An 18,356-nucleotide genomic window follows, 5' to 3' on the forward strand; every position below is an offset into this window, starting at 1 on the left:
CAGGTATGTTGCCCAAGTTACGATGTGATAATGACAGTGATGATTGCAAAAGTGAATACAGACATGATAAGCGACAAATTGTGATAATTCTTAACCAACTCTAATTAGCATGCGGCGTGCCTTAAATAAATTCTAATTTTGAAAATTAATGGTATTTAACATTTGTACAAGTGAATAACACTTTTTGATTGTTAGCCGGAAAAATCATGCCAGAATTTTTGCACATTGATAAGTTGCCGTTGGGTTTTTCGCGAGCCTGAATCAAATCTTCACACCTGTGAGTTTTTGCCCCCATTACCTGAGGGATTGGTGAATTGATCATTCAACGCTTGGATGTAATCATTGGCTTCATTAATAATTTCATCAATCGTCTGTTGCGTAGTTTCATTCCAGCCTGCAGGGTTTTTTAACAACATCGGACGATATGCCGCCGTACTCCTATTAAAAGCATGCAGGTATTGTTTAAATGTTTCATGATCATTACCCAGTTCTTTACCTAGTTTTCTCAGCAATCCGTTGGCAACAGTGCGACGGATAGAGAAATGTACATAAATGATACCAATCAAAGCAAATGCGGCAATAACAACCGATGAGGTTTCGCCTTGCATGAGCTGAGTGGCAAATGTTTTTAGAAGATCCCAAGATTCGGTCATAGTAAAAGCGGTGCTTGCCAATATTGCCAGAGTGAAAAATACCAATCCATCAATAAGGATGACTTTATTTTTCCATTTCTTTAACATTTCACAAAGCTTATTAACCTTTTTGTTTTTAATATCTTTTGCAGTTTGCTCAAGTTTTCCGACGATTCGATACGAGCGCTCCACTTCGATTTGGTGCATCCGTGCATCGATATCCGCCATATCTTCTTCACGTTTTTTCTCAAAGCGTTCTCGAACATGGGGGTTAGCAATTGGAACAGCCGCACTTGGATTATAAATACGATAAAATCGCCCGCTGATTAATCCTACTTCTGCAAGAGAGCGTTGCCAGGCTGATACAACTTCTTCAGGGTTGTCTTCTTGTGCGGTAACATCAATTTGATTGAGAATATATAAAAATTTATTTGCATCGGCCCGGTTCACACTAGCCGATACCAGATAAGCCAATGTATCCTGCATGGCTTTGGGTTCCGGATGACGTGCATCAAAGAATACCAATACAAGATCTGATAAATTAATGATGTGCTGAGTTAGGCGCAATGTAGATGCACGCTGATTGTCAGCGTCAAAACCTGGGGAATCAATCATAATTTTCCCGCGAATATTTTCAGATGGACAAGTTTTTAATTGTAAATAAGCATCGATACGTTCTTGCCCAGCTTCGGAAATTTCATCAATGCTGCGGCTGATTTGAAAAAAAGGAAATCGCGGATCCGCATCAAGCGCGATACCAGGAAGAGTTTTGGCTTCATTGTGACGGCTAAAGCAGATTACTGTAAATTTATCATCAACAGCCTGATTGCCAGTGCGTTGCAGTGGCATATTCAAATAAGAATTAATATAGGTTGATTTGCCAGCAGAAAATGTACCCAATACTGCAATCATGGGCCACCACGTTACACATGTCGCATAAGACTCATCTTTATTGATTAGCCCCATGCTATGACCCACGTAGTCCATTTTTCTGAAACTTTTGACGGCATTAGCCAAAGTTGGATTGTCCGGATGCTCATCTACAAGATGTTTCTGTAGGCTTTTTAAATACTTATTAATTTGAGTCGAGTTGTGTGGCATAACAATCCCTTTTCAATCTTATAAAAAGTGTGTTCCATGCATGAAACGAACGATGCATTTTAGTAAATTCATTCTACTTGTTTACAGTCAGTATTTTTCTAATGAATTATTTGATCCTCGACAAGCGAAATGTAAGCTCATCAGATTTTCTGTACGCATACAGCAAAAAGATATCGCATTGCAATGAGTTATAACGCATTAAATACAGGCTTAATATTAATCGGGAACGGCTGACTTGGGATTCTATCAAGAACAATGATAGCTTGTCAGCAAATCATATCCCATAATATTTATGCTTAATTTCTGAGAATTGACATTATCTCCTGACTCAGTATGCGGTTCTGATTGAATTTTGACCATCTATTGTACATTCCATAATGAAAGACTAAGGTGGCTTTGTCCCTCATCGATGGATGACTTCATAGAGGTTTGCGCGACGAGCTTATTTACGCCATAGAGATAGAAATAAGAAATTGACGGTTGCTTCTTGCATCTAATCCTATATCCGACTAGGTTAAAGTTTTGTCGGTTGAGGGTGCCATGAAGACAGCTCGACAACGGGAGAAGGCATCACTTTTGATGTTGCAGGGTGGTGTGAAAGAATTTTTAATGATATTAAATAATCAATGAGATAATTATCAAAGATCATATTGAATCGCATAAATATTAAAGTGCTGTGTCTTTATACTGGCAATGTATAAGGTAGTGATTTTATTTTTAAGATCGGACCTTGCAACGATTGCCAATGAATATTGCAGGTATTTACGCTACTTTGCTGGATCACTGCCAGTGCATCATATCCTCCGCAGGGCGATGGTGCGATATTAACAATATTGCCACAGGATTGGTCAACCATATCTGCACTATAAAGCGCATCGCCAGCCTTAATTGTTTCCGTAGTGGTGAAGTGCACTAGAAACATGCGACGTTTAAGCTTACCGAGATACTGTGTTCGTGCCACAATTTCTTGCCCGGGATAACAGCCCTTTTTAAAACTTACTCCACCGATTGCATCCAGATTAATCATTTGCGGCAAGAAAGTTTCTTGGGTTTCTGGCAGAATAATCGGAATACCTGACTGAATATCTAGCCAATCCCAACAAGCTGTACCAACTGGGTTAGCATTTTGCTTAAGACGTTCCCAAACAGCAGGCGCATTTTCAAGCGACGTGATCACTTCCATACGGTTATTCGCAACATGCAGCATGCTAATTTCTTTATCAATTACGGGATCTGAATTATTTGCGGATTTGCAAAATTCAGCTGTTAATACAGAAACATTAGGTCCTGCAACACCAATTCGAATCCAGGCATTGCTGATATCGGTCAGTTGGACTTTAGAACGCAGTATATACAATGATAAACGTTTTATCGTGGAAGCGACCAAGCTGGCAGGTAATTGCATAATCACACTTTGATTCTTTTGCCACAGTAAGAAACTTGCCAAAATTCGGCCTTTGGAAGTGCAATATCCCCCATATTGCGCTATTTCCGAACTGATTTCCCGGATATCGCAACTAAGCTGGCTTTGTAAAAAATTTTTTGCGTCATCTCCAGAGAATTGAATTAATCCGCGATGTGAGAGATCTGTCATAATGGTTTTGTTTCGCGTGTCGCTAAGTTCTGCAGAAATATCACCAAAATGCAATACGCAATTATTCAAAATGACAGCATGTTGATTACATAAATAGGTTTGCCAATCAGAATTCATACTAATATAGTTCGAGAGTCAATATGGGCGTGATTATACGATATCGTGTCTGGGTAAAATCAAGAAGCGGTGAAGGAAAATTGCCATTATTCGTCAATTATTGAGGGCTATGTAATTTATTTATGGCGGCTTTATCTATCCACCGTAAACCTTCATTCCGGCTCGCTGTGATATTGAGTTCAGCGCATATTGCAACAGCAATTCTATTGTGGCCGCTGTCACTTTCCTTGGAAGTCAAAATGTTAATCGCTATCCTGATAGTGATTAGCCTGATTCATTACTTGGGTCGTGATGCGTTGCTTTATGCAAATAAAGCGGTGATTTCTTTTACGCTCTCGGAAAAGATGCAATGTACAGCGATCGCTCGATCCGGTAAAACGACTATTTGTAAGGTATTGGGGAGTACGTTCGTTGCACCTTATTTAGTGGTAATAAACCTTAAGCCTGAAGGTGAGTTTTTTCCTTGCAGTATTGTAATATTACCCGATGGTATTGATCTGGATATGCATAGACAATTAAGAGTTTGGCTTCGCTGGAAATGGCAAGGCGATAAATAAGCTAATGATATACCCAAAATCTGTGCGCTATACCGCAATAGGTAATTCATCAAAAACGGTATTCAAAGTAATTGTGCTGTGAATTTCGTTATACTCAATAAAAGGGGTTATTGATAGTTTCGCCAAGTCGGTTTGCACTAATAAATCCCTTGAATGCTCTACACAAAAAACGATAGAAAACCTTCTATATTGAGTTGATAATTAGGAAAATTGCTAACCATGTTACGCAATTAGTTATTTAATTTGAAATTTTTGCATTAATGAGACAATTCTTTTTAATATTTCTAACGATTAGCTTACTTGGGTGTAGCGCTATCACAGCAGTAAATCAACGTTCATTTATCGATGTCAAATTGATTGGGGTATGGGAAGGTGAATATGTGGAAGAAAGTGGAACTGTAAAAAGATGGACACAAACACGAAATGCTGATGGTACATATACGATTGATTTCAGTTTTACAGGACTGGATGGTACCGTCAGGAATTTTACCGAATCAGGCAAATGGTGGATAAAGGGAAGTCTTTTTTATGAAGTTGCTTTGCCACAAGAGGGAACCCCGGATAAATATCAGTATTCTTTCAAAAAGAAAGAATGTGTAAGTTTCGTTCTAGTTGAGAGCTATGAATTAGCTGAAGGATCAAGTAACTATGAGTTCAGTGAATGTCTTGCTACAGATTCACCCCCTGCAGCTATTGGCGGATCGATTTGAATTTTTGTTCGCTTATCGTTTGTTATTGTTACTGAAACAAAAAATGTAATTTGATAATACTAGCGTCGATTTACCTTTTCGAAATTATTGATAATTCAACGCTGCATGGCCCTGCAATTTTATTACAGCTTACCTGCAAGATTCAGTAATCATAATTGTTAACCAAATTTGAATTTAATTGTAATAAAACTGCTTCGGCTATTGAGTGACAAGTATTCCACCCTGACATGCGTTGCGTTAATTTGGCCATTAATAGGTAACAAAAAGCTTGATTAACGCATTTGTGCTTCAACGAAAGTCGTTTTCCGGCTAAAGTCATCCCAAATATATGCGGGCTTAACAAAAGGTGTGGTAGGGATCAGGAATGTTGCAATATCAAAAGCGCCACTTAGAGAGCGTCCAACTGCATTGGCAATACCCGTGATAAACCCGACCGTCATGCCGTGGATGACACCATCTTGATTGCCGACAATACTAATCGTTTTAGGTATTTCGGCTACGCCTGTCACAGCATTGGCAAGACCTGTTCCTAATTTCTCAACTACTTTGTCCGGGTATTGCTCGGCAAATGCAGGATTAACAGCAACCAGGAATATTGCAAATGTGATTATCAGTATCTGAATTATTGTTTTCATAATCGTTATTTCCTAAGTAATTGATTTTAAAATGTTATATATGTTATTCAAAAATAAATGTTTTTTTATTTGAGATTTTCTATTTTGGTTGACTGTCTTAAAACGTTTGTGATTTTCTCAACTTCGCGTTCGATTTGTTGTTCTGGATAGTCGCGGTTCTGTAGTTCGGTTCTGATTCTATAAGCTATTTCCAGAATCAGAAGATCCATCGTGCTCTTATCATTTCGCTGCGATGCCTCTTGATATTCTGTCTGAAACCGGGTGATGGCTTTCAATATGGCGTCTTCATTAAGATTCAAGCTGAATAAAATGGATTCTAATTCAAATTTCAAATTACCGGATAAAGCTGGCTGCATTGATTTCTGGTCTTGCGTCGGTTCGTAGGGTATGTACTTAGGCAGCATTACCGATAACATAATCAAAGCCACACCGGAACCCACTGTAACAAAGACAAAATGCCAGCGTTGATATTCTTTTCCGCGAAGCTTTATACGATTGATGCGTCGAAATCCAAGCCAGGTTTGAGCCACTATTCCTACAAAAAACAGAATGACACCAAGTGCCATGGTAATAGGTACGATCGGGTGCACAGTTAAACTCCTAGGTTCTTATCTTAATGTTTTTGTTTATGTATATCTTTTGTAAAAAATAATTTTAGTCATCTTGCGCCACATTGTTAATGAAAGATGATTCAATGATTCTGTTTGATCGTATATTCTAGCTCAAAATGACGCTGAGTTATTATTCGTTTGGCAATCCTGTTAATTGCTCGAGTGATTTCTTTATGTCAGAAATAATATAAAAGCTATCATTATATATTCCTGTTTTATATTATTTTAATTAAATTACGTGGTGATAAAAATAAGTGTGGGAGGGTGGCGGTGGGTTTCCAGTCGACGCAAAATTATTGACGCTTCATTCATGGAATAAAATTATAATCAATGACCGTTTTATACTTTGCATATTTTTCTGACATAAACTATCCGCAGATAACGATTAAAATGTACTCTTGATATACAATACGCTTACTATTAAGGCGGTTAATTTAACATGATAAAAGCTCCAGTAGTTTGAGGGAGTTATTTTGAATTAAGGGCGCCATGAAATGATTCCTTGCTGTTAGGTCAGATGAGAAAGAAGTATCATATCGAGTAAATAGGATTACTATGTACCTTATCCTGGGTACGATAAATATATTTTTTAGGAGAATCGAATGTCGCAAAAACACCCGGTTATCGCCGTTACCGGATCTTCAGGTGCAGGTACCTCAACGGTAAAGACTAGTTTTGAACATATATTTCGTCGTGAAAAACTAAAGGCGGTTATTGTAGAAGGTGATAGTTTTCATCGCTATGATCGCGAAGCGATGAAGCAAGCTGTGGCAGAATCGGAAAAAAACAATGGACGCCCGATCAGTCATTTTGGTCCGGAAGCCAATGAATTTGAAAAATTGGAAGCGTTATTTAAGGAATATAGCAATAACGGCAGCGGACAGACGCGTCTATATCTGCATAATGATGAGGAAGCCAGTCCGTGGCAGCAGAAAGCGGGCACATTTACTCCATGGTCACCAATCCCAGCTGGTTCTGATTTATTGTTTTATGAGGGCTTGCACGGCGGTGCAAAGAGTGATACGGCCGATGTTGCCAGATATGTGGATTTGCTGGTTGGCGTGGTTCCGATCGTTAATCTTGAATGGATTCAGAAAATATTTCGTGATACCAATGCTCGGGGTTATTCAACAGAAGCGGTAACGCACACGATCCTGCGTCGCATGCATGATTATGTGCATTACATTACGCCGCAGTTTTCTCGTACACATATCAACTTCCAGCGCGTGCCCACTGTCGATACGTCCAATCCGTTTATTGCGCGTGAAATTCCAACGCTGGATGAAAGCCTTGTGGTAATCCGCTTTAGAAACCCGGAAATGGCGGATTTTCCTTTTTTGCTGAGAATGATTCATGATTCATTCATGTCGCGCCCCAATACCATTGTTGTTCCAGGCGGAAAAATGGGTATGGCGATTGAACTCATATTGACGCCAGTGATTCTGGATATTGTCGCTAAAAGTAGAGTCTAGAAATTTTTTGATCGGCCTCGATTAATTCATGGATTGCGATAATATGTGAATGCTTATTTATCGGATTCTGGATTAATCAAAGTGCCGGAAATCCAATTCATGCAGCTGTTCTTAAATATGTCCAGACTGCATTAGCTCTATCCGCTCATGACTTCTTTATTATCCGATCTGAATCCGCAGCAACTGGAAGCGATTACATTGCCACACCAGTCTGTGTTGGTTTTAGCTGGTGCCGGTAGCGGTAAGACACGCGTATTGACGACGCGCATTGCATATCTGATCCAATCGGAGCAAGTAAGTCCGAGCGGTATTCTGGCTGTTACATTTACCAACAAAGCAGCTAAGGAGATGCTGGCGCGGATTACCGCTATGCTGCCGATTAATCCGCGCGGAATGTGGATTGGGACATTTCATGGATTGTGTCACCGCATGTTGCGCTCGCATTATCAAGATGCCGGTTTGCCTCAAGCGTTTCAGATCCTGGATTCTGCGGATCAATTGGCTTTAATTAAACGTATCTTGAAAGATTTATCCGCTGACGACAAGAAATTCCCGCCCCGTCAAGTTCAGTGGTTTATCAACAATGCCAAGGAATCTGGTTTACGTGCCGCTTATGTTACGCCCGATGATGTTTTCTCACGCCACATGCTCGAATTTTATCAAGCATATGAGCAGCGATGTCATAAAGAGGGTGCCGTGGATTTCGCCGAATTGTTGTTACGCAGTTATGAACTGCTGAGCCGCAATGAAATCTTATGTCAGCATTACCGGGAACGTTTTAATCATATTCTGGTGGATGAATTTCAGGATACTAATCCACTGCAATACAAATGGCTCAAATTGCTGGCGGGTACGGGAACGAAGGAAACGGCGGCGGTTTTTGCGGTCGGTGATGATGACCAAAGCATTTATGCGTTTCGTGGTGCATACAGCGGCAACATGAAAGACTTTGAGCGCGACTTTGGCATCACAAAAATAATCAAGCTGGAGCAGAATTATCGATCCCATGGGAATATTCTGGATGCAGCTAATGCATTAATTGAAAATAATAGCGAGCGTTTGGGTAAAAATCTTTGGACTGCTGAGGGAAGGGGCGAGCCATTACGTGTTTACAACGCGCCAAATGATTTCGATGAAGCCGCATTTATTGTTGAAGAAGTTAAAACTTTGCATGCGGAGGAGGGTATCGCCTTATCAGAAATTGCGTTGCTATATCGCTCCAATGCACAATCACGAGTACTTGAACACAGCTTGTTTAATGCTGCAATACCTTATCGTGTCTATGGGGGTATGCGATTCTTTGATCGTCAGGAAATCAAACACGCATTAGCTTATTTACGCTTAATTGCCAATCCTGATGATGATGGCGCTTTATTGCGTGTCATCAACTTTCCGGCACGTGGTATAGGTGCTCGTAGCTTGGAACAATTGCAAGATGATGCCAAAGCTCAAGGTCACAGCCTGTGGGCGGCAGCATTGCAAAAATGTGGCGGTGAAGTGTCATTGTTGCAAGAATCGCACAAATCCTTAAAAGGTGTAGCCAAGTTTGTATTTCTGATCATGACGATGCGTCAAAGCTGTGGCGAGTTACTGTTGCCTCAAATTGTAGAGTACATGCTGATTCATAGTGAGCTATTGGTGCATTATGCCAAAGAGCGCGAAAGTTCGGAAAGGCTCGAAAATTTGAATGAGCTAATTAATGCTGCGACCAGTTTTGTGCATGAAACCGGAAATGACAGTCTGACCGAGTTTCTTGCTCACGCTTCACTGGAAGCTGGTGAGCATCAGGCCGGCAGCGGTCGGGATGCATTGCAATTGATGACAGTTCATGCAGCTAAAGGATTGGAGTTTCATACTGTGTTTCTAAGCGGATTGGAGGAGGGGCTTTTCCCGCATGAGAACAGTTTGAATGAAAGCAATGGCATCGCTGAGGAAAGGCGCTTGATGTACGTGGCCATGACACGCGCTCGCCGCCGGTTATATCTGAGTTTTACGCAAAGCCGAATGCTACATGGCCAAACTCGATATAACATTGCGTCACGCTTTCTCGATGAAATTCCACAAGCCTGCTTAAAATGGCTGCAGGCTGGACCGAGAAATCCGGATACCTTCCTCCGCTACTCGAATGCGACTAGTCAAACCTCTGTGGATGCATCAAGAAATTCGTCAGGTATCCACTCTAGATCTTTCAACAGTGGTATTGGTGGATGGAAAATCGGACAGAGCGTGATGCATGCCAAATTCGGTGTCGGTGTTATTATCAATTGTGAAGGTTGCGGCAGTGATGCGAGAGTTCAGGTAAATTTTGATCAAGCTGGAATGAAATGGCTGTCGCTTGAATATGCAAAGTTGTCGACAGTTTAAACAGGGGGAGCTTATCGGACAGAATGATTTCAGCAGAAATTAAGCTATCGATAATGCCACCTAGTTTCAGCTAGATGGCATTGTACAATTCTCGATTCTGTTATTTATCGGGAAATCCTGCAACTGCCCAAGTTAAACCACCATTTGTTGATTTGTAGATATTATTTCTCGCAGCGCCTAAAACCGTAGAATCTACCGCATAGGTGGGTGATATTTGGAATTCAGTGAATTGAATATTTTCGTTTTCAAGCAACGATAAGGTTATATTTTGAGAAGCAGTGACTGCACCGGCTCCGTTCAGATTTGCACGGAACAATCCTTTGCCGCGAACATTGACAAAGATATTCCGGTCAGTGCCAAAATCCGGTGAAAATTCCACTTGCTGGACAACAGCATTTGAGCCCACCGAAGCATGGGTTTCTTTGCTCCAGGTAGTACCCCCATCGGTCGAGCGGTAAATGCCATTGTTTGTGCCAGCGATTACCAGATTATCGGTGGTGAATTGCGGAGATACCGCAACCCACGTATATCTTTGTCCCCCCCAACCGATCGATACGATCGAGCTAGCTCCCACGCGTAAGAAGGTGTCTCCGCCATCCTGAGTGCGCCATACCTGTCCTGCGCGTGTAGCGGCAAATGCGGTGCGATCGTTGGCATAATTAGGCGAGACGGCGACGCTTGTAATCGGATGATTCAGTGGAACGCCGCGTTGCAGCCGCCAGGTTTTTCCAAAGTCTTTTGTATGCAGCACACCATGAAATCTCGATCCGAAATAAATTTCCTGATCGTTAGTAAAGTTTGGCGATGCTGCCAGGGTAGTGAAAGTGACGAGATCAGGGTTTATGGCAGTAAATCGAGGTACAAACTTGACGTTCCAACTATCTCCGAAATCGGTTGATTTCCCTATGAATCCATTTCTTGCCGATATTACCGTTTGAGTGCCATTAGGATTTTGTACAATATCCGAATCAAAGAAATTTAACTTGTGTTCCTTGGGATTAGGCCAACCACTGGTAGACCATGTGCTGCCGCCATCAGCAGAAATGGCTATGCCACGGCCGACATAAGTTGTGGCAATCATCTTTTGATCGCTGCTGAAACTCGAAGATGCAGCAAGTCCTGTCATTAGGCCTCTTCGGGTCTGTCGTTGCTTCCATGTTGTGCCGCCGTTACTCGATAAAAACAGCCCATCGAATACTGGTAAAAAAATGGTTTTATCCGTGGCATAGGTTCGGGATACTTGCAGGTCTGTCATTTCATTGAGTAATGTGGTTTGCTTTGTGACTTGAGCTCCTGAATTGAACAGCGTCCAATTATTACCTTTATCCGTGGATTTAAATATCGATTGCCTTAAGCTGGTGCAGAATACAGTGCGATCGATCGCGTAATTCGGTGAGACCGCTATATTGTTGATTGCTTCGTTAGGTAAGTTGTTTCCTTTGTTGATAAAGGTACTTCCTCCGTCACTGCTATAAAAAATCCCAAAGCTTGGAGTCGCCAGAAATATTTCTGTGGCGTCTCCTGGTGCGATGGCCATATCATAGACAATGGTTCCTGTTGGATTTCCCAAATCGATCCAATCATTACCACTGTTAGTGGATTTTTGTAAGTAACCCGAGTCGCTTGCGATCACTAAAGTGTTATCGGTAGCGTAGTTGGGTGAAATTGCAATGACCGTTACTTTGTTGGTTTTATCGAGTACCTGAACCCAGTTTGCATTGGTGCTGGAGCGGCGGAACAGGGCTCCGTTGGCATCGGTGAAGAAAAGCACATAATCCGTACCGGATTCAGCAACCTCCATTTTTCTTACAATCAAATTTGATGCAGCAAGGCCGGTATTATAGGTTTCCCAGGAGTCGCCGCGGTTGGTTGATCGATAAATCCCGCCTTTGCCTTTGAGGCCCGCAAATACAGTTTGATCGCTAGCAAACTTTGGGGAGACACGAAGAACACTATATTCGTAGGGATGGTTCATTCCATTCGGAATATCGGTCCAGTTAAGCCCTCCATCGGTTGAACGCAGAATTTCATTGTAACGCCAACCAGTATATGCACCGTCGGTTACTAGAAACATCGTTTTATCACTGGCATAATTCGGCGATGCGGCAAAAGCATATACCATGTCATGAGGCGTATGCGCGCGCGTACTTGTAGCGATGATGCCAATTGACAAGAAGAACGTAGTAATTATGGCGATCCGCCGAATACTACCAATCTGAATTTTATTTAATTTAACAAACATATTTAACTCCTTCAAGTTTGGACTGCTCCTTGATCATTGACTTGACCACATCAATTGAGATTAAGGTTAGTAGAAATATATTTTTATACCAATGATTATTGGATTATTTTGTAATAATTACCCCTATGTTCTGAACTTGCTTATTGTTTCAGATGGCCTGGCGCAATTTATAATTGCGTATATCCCGGTTAATTATCGGGAAATCCTGCCACTGCCCAGGTTAGACCGCCGTTTGTTGATTTATAAATATTTTTTCTTGCAGCACCTACAATCGTAGAATCTACCGCATATGTAGGCGATATCTGAAATTCCGTAAATTGAATATTCTCGTTCTCAAGCAGTGATAAGGTTATATTCTGCGAGGTGGTGACTGCGCCAGCTCCATTTAGATTTGCGCGGAACAGCCCTTTGCCGCGGACATTGACAAAGATATTCCGGTCGGTAGTGCCGAAATTTGGTGAAAATTCCACTTGCTGAACAACAGCATTAGCTCCCACTGAAGCATGGGTTTCTTTTGTCCAAGTGTTGCCCCTGTTGGTCGAGCGATAAATACCATTGTTTGTGCCAACAATCACAAGATTATCAGTAGCAAATCGCGGAGATACTGCGATCCACGTATATCTTTGTCCAGCCCACCCGATTGCTACGATCGAGCTAGCACCTACACGTAGAAAAGTATCACCGCCATCCTGAGTGCGCCATACCTGTCCTGCCCGGGTGGCGGCAAATGCGGTGCGGTCGTTGGCATAGTTAGGTGAAACCGCCACACTTGTAATAGGATGTGTCAATGGAACTCCATGCTGCAACCGTAAGGTTTTGCCAGCATCTTTTGTTTGAATGACACCATGAAATCTCGTGCCGAGATAGATCTCTTTATCGTTAGTAAAATTCGGCGATGCTGCAAGTACAGTGAAGGTAACAGGATCTGGATCTATCGCAACAAATCTTGGAACATGATTGACAACCCAACTTTCTCCAAAATCGATAGAATTCCCAATACCTCCGCTGGTTGCGGAAATAATAGTTTGAGTACCGTTAGGATTTTTTACGACCTGCGAATCGAAGAAATTCATCCTCCTTCCCGTTGGATTGGGCCAACCGCTGGTAGACCATGTTGTGCCGCTATTGGTAGAAACGGCTATACCCCTTCCGAAATAGGTTGTGGCAATCATGTCTTGACTACTGTTGAAACTAGTAGATAGCGCAAGTCCTGTCAGTATTTCCATTCGTGTTTGTCTTTGCAGCCATGTGGTGCCACCGTTCCTCGAAATAAAAAGACCGTCGAATACCGGTAAAAAAATTGTCTTGTCGGTTGCATAAGTTCGAGATATTTGCAAGTCCGTCATTTCATTGATTAATGGAGTTTGTTTGGTGACCTTGGCTCCTGAATTGAACAGCGCCCAATTATTACCTTTATCCGTGGATTTAAATACCGATTGAGTCAGGCTGGTACAGAAAACTGTGCGATCGATCGCGTAGTTCGGTGAAACTGCTATGTTATTGATTGCTTCGTCGGGAAGATTAGTTCCTTTATTAATAAATGAGCTACCTCCATTATTGCTATAAAAGATTCCAAAGTTTGGCGTAGCAAGGAATATTTCTGCACCTCCAGGGGCGATGGCCATATCGTGGATGATGGTTCCTGTTGGTGTTCCCAAATTGATCCAATCAGTTCCTCCGTTAGTGGATTTTTTTAAACTTCCGGTACTGCTCGCAATCAGCAAAGTACGATCGGTGGCGTAGTTTGGTGATATCGCAATAACCGTTACTTTGTTAGTTTTATCGAGCACTTGAACCCAGCTTGCATTGGTACTGGAACGACGGAATAAGGCTCCACTGGCATCGGCAAAAAAGAGCACATAGCCCGTGTTGGATTCAGCAACCTCCATTTTCCTTACAATCAAATTTGAGGCTGCGAGCCCTGTGTTATAAGGCTCCCAAGAGTCGCCACGGTTAGTTGATCGATAAACACCGGCTCTTCCTTGGAAACCGGCGAAAACAGTTTGGTCGGTACTAAATTTTGGTGAAACACGAAGAACGCTCAATTCGTACGGGTGATCCATTCCGTTTGGAATATCTGTCCACGTAAGTCCCCCATCAGTTGATCGCAGAATTTCATCGTAGCGCCAACCGGTATATGCGCCTATGTTTGCCATAAACATTGTTTTATCAGTGGCATAATTGGGTGATGCGGCAAATGCAAGTATCATGTCATGAGGCGTATGCGCGCGTGTACTTGTAGCGATGATGCCAATTGACAAGAAAAACGCAGTAATTATGGCAATTCGCCGAATACTGTCAATCTGAATTTTGTTTGATTTAATTAACATGTTTAATCCTTAAAGTTTTAGTTGATCGCTGATTCTATGAAATGGACATCTTGCTATGAACTAATTAATAAGTCCTGAATATTTTCTTAGTTGATTGATTTTAAGGGAATAGTTCTAAGGTCAACGAGAATATCTTTTTATATTGATAGACTCCCGTGATTTTTTCTAGACTATTCTCGTATAGCTTTTGCGAAACCTTAAAAGTCTTACGTGGATAACTGGAGAGATCTGTAGATTACACTGCGGATGCGTTTTAGCAGAGGGCATTGCACGGAGCAGCGAAAACACTTATGAGGACAATGGCTAATCAAGGTTTTAATAAATTTTCCATGCTGCCTGCTTGATGAATAATCATTACCATCTCATTTTTGAATCGCTTGTATGATGGAAGGCTAATCAGTTATTTTTTTAGAAGTTGTCACTCATTAACCTTGTAGAATAATTATCGTTGCATGCTTCAGCTTACCCCATCGTGTAACTTGGAAATTCTCTCTGAGCTCTAGACCAGTTTGTTGTCCCAACTAGTCTAGAGCAATTTACAATGGCGTATCCCGGCTAATTATCGGGAAATCCTGCCACTGCCCAGGTTAAACCGCCGTTTGTTGATTTATAAATATTTTTTCTTGCAGCACCTACAATCGTAGAATCTACCGCATATGTAGGTGATATCTGAAATTCAGTAAATTGAATATTCTCGTTTTGAAGCAGCGGTAAGGTGATATTCTGTGAAGCAGTGACTGCGCCAGCTCCGTTAAGAGTTGCACGGAACAACCCTTTGCCGCGAACATTGACAAAGATATTCCGGTCAGTACCAAAATCCGGTGAAAATTCCACTTGCTGAACAACAGCATTAGCTCCCACTGAAGCATGGGTTTCTTTGGCCCAAGTAGTCCCCCCATCGGTCGAGCGGTAAATACCATTGTTTGTGCCAACGATCACTAGGTTATCGGTAGCGAATTGCGGAGATACCGCAACCCACGAATAACTTTGTCCAACCCAACCGATCGATACGATCGAACTGGTCCCTACGCGTAAGAAAGTATCGCCACCATCCTGAGTGCGCCATACCTGTCCTGCCCGGGTAGCGACAAATGCGGTGCGATCGTTGACATAATTAGGCGAGACGGCGATGCTTGTAATCGGATGATCCAGTGGAACGCCGCGTTGCAGTCGCCAGGTTTTTCCAAAGTCTTTTGTATGCAGTACGCCATGAAATCTCGATCCGAGATAAATTTCCTTGTCGTTAGTAAAATTCGGCGATGCTGCCAGAGTGGTGAAAGTGACGAGATCTGGGTCTATGGCTAGGAATCGGGGAACAAACTTGACTGTCCAGGTTCCTCCGAAATCGGAGGAGCTTCCGATGTAACTATTGGTTGCAGAAACCACAGTTTGACTGCCGTTAGGGTTTTTCACGACCTGTGAATCGAAGAAATTCATCTTCCGCCCCGTAGGATTGGGCCAGCCACTGGTAGACCAGGTTGTGCCGCCGTTAGCAGAAATAGCTATGCCTCTTCCAACATAGGTTGTGGCAATCATATCCTGATCACTGTTGAAGCTCGTGGATAACGCAAGCCCTGTCATCAGTCCCATGCGTGTTTGTCTTTGTAGCCATGTGGTACCGCCATTCCTTGAAATAAATAGGCCGTCGAATACTGGTAAAAAGATTGTTTTATCCGTGGCATAGGTTCGGGATATTTGTAAATCGGACATTTCATTGAGCAATGTGGTTTGCTTTGTGACTTGGGCTCCTGAATTGAACAGTGCCCAGTTATCGCCTTTATCCGTGGACTTAAATACCGATTGTCTTAAGCTGGTGCAGAATACAGTACGATCGATCGCGTAATTCGGTGAAACCGCTATATTATTGATCGCTTCATTGGGTAAGTTATTTCCTTTACTGATAAAAGTGCTTCCTCCATCGCTGCTGTAAAAAACCCCAGGAGGAGTCGCTAGGAATATTTCTGCAGCCCCTCCTGGTGCGATGGCCATATCGTGAATGATGGCTCCTCCTGTTGGATTTCCCAGATCGACCCAGTCATTGCCGCCATTGGTGGATTTTTGTAAGTCTCCAGTGCTGCTGGCAATCACTAAGGTGTTATCAGTAGCATAATCGGGTGAAATTGCAATGACGGTGACTTTGTTGGTTTTATCAAGTACCTGAACCCAGTTTGCATTGGTGCTGGAACGGCGGAATAAGGCGCCGTTGGCATCGGTGAAAAAAAGTACATAATCCGTGCTGGATTCAGCAACCTCCATTTTCCTTACAATCAAATTCGAGGCGGCGAGTCCGGTATTATAAGATTCCCAAGAGTCGCCGCGGTTGGTTGATCGATAAATACCGCCTTTACCTTTGAGGCCCGCAAAAACAGTTTGATCGGTGCTAAATTTTGGGGAAACACGAAGAACACTATATTCGTAGGGATGGTTCATTCCGTTCGGGATATTGACCCAGTTCAGTCCCCCATCAGTTGAACGCAGAATTTCATCGTAACGCCAACCAGTATAAGCACCGTCGGTTACTAGAAACATCGTTTTATCACTGGCGTAATTGGGTGATGCGGCAAATGCAAGTACCATGTCGTGGGGGGTGTGTGCGTGCACACTCGTACCGGCGATTCCAATCGACAAGAAAAACGCAGTAGCTAAGGCGATTCGCCTAATACTGCCAATCTGAATTTTATTTAATTTGACTAACATGCTTAATCCCTCAAGTTTTGTCGTTCGTTGTTAATAATTAGCTTTATAGAATCAAATTATTTATATAAGCTGTTGATAAATATTAAGTTCTATATGGTTGTTTTTTTTATAAACTGATAGTTAAGATTAGTGGAAATATCCTGTGACACAATAGGTCATTGTTACTTTTTTTTCTAGTACATGTGTACTAGGAAGTTTTCGTTCAATTTGAAAGCTTCACTATGACAATAAAGGAGAAATTCTTTTTACACGCTAACGACCTATTTTTACAAAGAATTTTTAATGGAAGAAATCTCGGGAGCTTGCTCCCGAGTCAAAGTCGATAATAAAAATTCCGTTTGACCGGAGGTCAATCAAGCTGGCGTAAACTCGGTTGCTTGCGGCCGAGTAGTCAGTCTGAAGGAATTTTTTTAATTCGTTCTGTGTTTTATAGACTAAATGATATTTTTTAGGCTCTAGGCTAGCAGATCGTATCTGTGAGTCTAGAGTATTATAATTATCAATTTTCTCATATGGTTATGTCTTAATTTGGAGATTATCCATTATTGATGTTAGATATTCGACAGGGATACGCTAATAACTTGGGCAACTGATTTCAATTAATTAACAGCTGTAAGAAGAAAATATCAGTGTTATCAGGCTACTTAATTTTTGAGCCTCCCAAGCACGGGGGTGATTCGTTGGATTTTTCATTCTTTTCAGACCATTCCTTCATGGTCATGGTATGCATGACAAGCGCATGAATTGAATGAAGCTCATCTACCAGAATGTTATTGACCATTCGGTGTCGAGCTAACAGCATTTTTTCGTTAAATTTGTCAGAAACAATGGTCACTTTGAAATGGGACTCGGATCCTTCCGGTACATTATGTTTATGACTTTCATTGATTACTTCTAGAAATTGTGGCTGCAATGTTAGCAGTTTAAGCTCGATTGAATTTTTTATATTCATCATATGACTGATACGAGTATTTAAAAATGGAGTATATAGTTACGATTCGATTTTGCATCGTATCACCGCGTAAATTATGTTGGCGAAAGATAACACTTGTATTACTGTCGATTATAGAAGGTTTTCATGTATGCAATAATCTTCTGAGTTGTTTATTGCTATGTTTTGAATTCTTTGTGATAAGCCTAGTTCATTTTTGAGTATTCTCCAAAATCTTTCCGTCGGACTATTCATGGCAGCTGCTTTTATGCATGATAATCTCCCTCTCTGCCAATGGTGTAATCGGAAGATTTTTGTTTCGGGATTGATGTACGAGGTAATTCTATGTTTACTCTGCATTCA

General features: G+C 41.7%; 12 protein-coding genes. 4 read left to right on the plus strand and 8 right to left on the minus strand.

Translation table 11 applies throughout. From position 1 onward, the window contains the following. Nucleotides 1-269: 269 nt before the first annotated feature. Both CPG39_RS00700 and CPG39_RS00705 read right to left on the minus strand, forming a co-directional pair. Nucleotides 270-1,733 carry a dynamin family protein gene (locus tag CPG39_RS00700; protein ID WP_096291588.1) on the minus strand — a complete coding sequence of 488 codons (1,464 nt, stop codon included), beginning with the start codon at nucleotides 1,731-1,733 and terminating at the stop codon, nucleotides 270-272. A gap of 682 nt (nucleotides 1,734-2,415) precedes the next feature. Beyond that, on the minus strand, nucleotides 2,416-3,444 hold the full coding sequence (locus CPG39_RS00705; RefSeq protein ID WP_096291589.1) for a YgfZ/GcvT domain-containing protein: 1,029 nt from the start codon (nucleotides 3,442-3,444) through the stop codon (nucleotides 2,416-2,418). A 122-nt stretch (nucleotides 3,445-3,566) separates the two neighbouring features. Between CPG39_RS00705 and CPG39_RS00710 the strand changes: the two genes are divergently transcribed. Together CPG39_RS00710 and CPG39_RS00715 are read left to right on the plus strand one after the other, a co-directional pair. Next, entirely contained in the window at nucleotides 3,567-4,001 is a 435-nt protein-coding gene (locus CPG39_RS00710; protein WP_096291590.1) for a protein YgfX, read from the plus strand. 260 nt (nucleotides 4,002-4,261) lie between these two features. Then, nucleotides 4,262-4,711 (plus strand): hypothetical protein, encoded by a 450-nt coding sequence (locus CPG39_RS00715; RefSeq protein WP_096291591.1) that lies wholly within the window; start codon nucleotides 4,262-4,264, stop codon nucleotides 4,709-4,711. Between the two features lie 272 nt (nucleotides 4,712-4,983). Here CPG39_RS00715 and CPG39_RS00720 read toward each other — a convergent pair whose 3' ends face one another. Both CPG39_RS00720 and CPG39_RS00725 read right to left on the minus strand, forming a co-directional pair. Then, on the minus strand, nucleotides 4,984-5,346 hold the full coding sequence (locus tag CPG39_RS00720) for an exosortase system-associated protein, TIGR04073 family (protein ID WP_096291592.1): 363 nt from the start codon (nucleotides 5,344-5,346) through the stop codon (nucleotides 4,984-4,986). Nucleotides 5,347-5,411: 65 nt separating this feature from the next. Then, the gene (locus tag CPG39_RS00725) at nucleotides 5,412-5,936 is read right to left on the minus strand and encodes a hypothetical protein (protein ID WP_096291593.1); all 525 of its coding nucleotides are present in this window, start codon (nucleotides 5,934-5,936) and stop codon (nucleotides 5,412-5,414) included. A 623-nt stretch (nucleotides 5,937-6,559) separates the two neighbouring features. Between CPG39_RS00725 and CPG39_RS00730 the strand changes: the two genes are divergently transcribed. Then, nucleotides 6,560-7,429 (plus strand): phosphoribulokinase, encoded by an 870-nt coding sequence (locus CPG39_RS00730; protein WP_096291594.1) that lies wholly within the window; start codon nucleotides 6,560-6,562, stop codon nucleotides 7,427-7,429. Between the two features lie 147 nt (nucleotides 7,430-7,576). Continuing rightward, on the plus strand, nucleotides 7,577-9,793 hold the full coding sequence (locus CPG39_RS00735) for a UvrD-helicase domain-containing protein (protein ID WP_096291595.1): 2,217 nt from the start codon (nucleotides 7,577-7,579) through the stop codon (nucleotides 9,791-9,793). Between the two features lie 100 nt (nucleotides 9,794-9,893). Here CPG39_RS00735 and CPG39_RS00740 read toward each other — a convergent pair whose 3' ends face one another. The 4 genes from CPG39_RS00740 to CPG39_RS00755 all read right to left on the minus strand — a co-directional run bounded on the left by CPG39_RS00740 (nucleotide 9,894) and on the right by CPG39_RS00755 (nucleotide 18,017). Then, on the minus strand, nucleotides 9,894-12,035 hold the full coding sequence (locus tag CPG39_RS00740; protein ID WP_096291596.1) for a WD40/YVTN/BNR-like repeat-containing protein: 2,142 nt from the start codon (nucleotides 12,033-12,035) through the stop codon (nucleotides 9,894-9,896). 188 nt (nucleotides 12,036-12,223) lie between these two features. Beyond that, nucleotides 12,224-14,365 carry a WD40/YVTN/BNR-like repeat-containing protein gene (locus CPG39_RS00745; protein WP_096291597.1) on the minus strand — a complete coding sequence of 714 codons (2,142 nt, stop codon included), beginning with the start codon at nucleotides 14,363-14,365 and terminating at the stop codon, nucleotides 12,224-12,226. A 555-nt stretch (nucleotides 14,366-14,920) separates the two neighbouring features. After that, nucleotides 14,921-17,062 carry a hypothetical protein gene (locus tag CPG39_RS00750; protein WP_096291598.1) on the minus strand — a complete coding sequence of 714 codons (2,142 nt, stop codon included), beginning with the start codon at nucleotides 17,060-17,062 and terminating at the stop codon, nucleotides 14,921-14,923. A 640-nt stretch (nucleotides 17,063-17,702) separates the two neighbouring features. Next, the gene (locus CPG39_RS00755) at nucleotides 17,703-18,017 is read right to left on the minus strand and encodes a BolA/IbaG family iron-sulfur metabolism protein (protein ID WP_172424061.1); all 315 of its coding nucleotides are present in this window, start codon (nucleotides 18,015-18,017) and stop codon (nucleotides 17,703-17,705) included. Between the last annotated feature and the right edge of the window lie 339 nt (nucleotides 18,018-18,356).

The sequence above is a fragment of the Nitrosomonas ureae genome, from assembly GCF_900206265.1.
Lineage (GTDB): Bacteria > Pseudomonadota > Gammaproteobacteria > Burkholderiales > Nitrosomonadaceae > Nitrosomonas > Nitrosomonas ureae_C.

What these genes read in the sequence shown, in the direction of transcription:
- CPG39_RS00710 (WP_096291590.1), top strand. Translation starts at nt 3,567, where the DNA reads ATGGCGGCTTTATCTATCCACCGTAAACCTTCATTCCGGCTCGCTGTG.
- CPG39_RS00750 (WP_096291598.1), bottom strand. Translation starts at nt 17,062, where the DNA reads ATGTTAGTCAAATTAAATAAAATTCAGATTGGCAGTATTAGGCGAATC.
- CPG39_RS00700 (WP_096291588.1), bottom strand. Translation starts at nt 1,733, where the DNA reads ATGCCACACAACTCGACTCAAATTAATAAGTATTTAAAAAGCCTACAG.
- CPG39_RS00730 (WP_096291594.1), top strand. Translation starts at nt 6,560, where the DNA reads ATGTCGCAAAAACACCCGGTTATCGCCGTTACCGGATCTTCAGGTGCA.
- CPG39_RS00735 (WP_096291595.1), top strand. Translation starts at nt 7,577, where the DNA reads ATGACTTCTTTATTATCCGATCTGAATCCGCAGCAACTGGAAGCGATT.
- CPG39_RS00740 (WP_096291596.1), bottom strand. Translation starts at nt 12,035, where the DNA reads ATGTTTGTTAAATTAAATAAAATTCAGATTGGTAGTATTCGGCGGATC.
- CPG39_RS00745 (WP_096291597.1), bottom strand. Translation starts at nt 14,365, where the DNA reads ATGTTAATTAAATCAAACAAAATTCAGATTGACAGTATTCGGCGAATT.
- CPG39_RS00705 (WP_096291589.1), bottom strand. Translation starts at nt 3,444, where the DNA reads ATGAATTCTGATTGGCAAACCTATTTATGTAATCAACATGCTGTCATT.
- CPG39_RS00720 (WP_096291592.1), bottom strand. Translation starts at nt 5,346, where the DNA reads ATGAAAACAATAATTCAGATACTGATAATCACATTTGCAATATTCCTG.
- CPG39_RS00755 (WP_172424061.1), bottom strand. Translation starts at nt 18,017, where the DNA reads ATGATGAATATAAAAAATTCAATCGAGCTTAAACTGCTAACATTGCAG.
- CPG39_RS00715 (WP_096291591.1), top strand. Translation starts at nt 4,262, where the DNA reads ATGAGACAATTCTTTTTAATATTTCTAACGATTAGCTTACTTGGGTGT.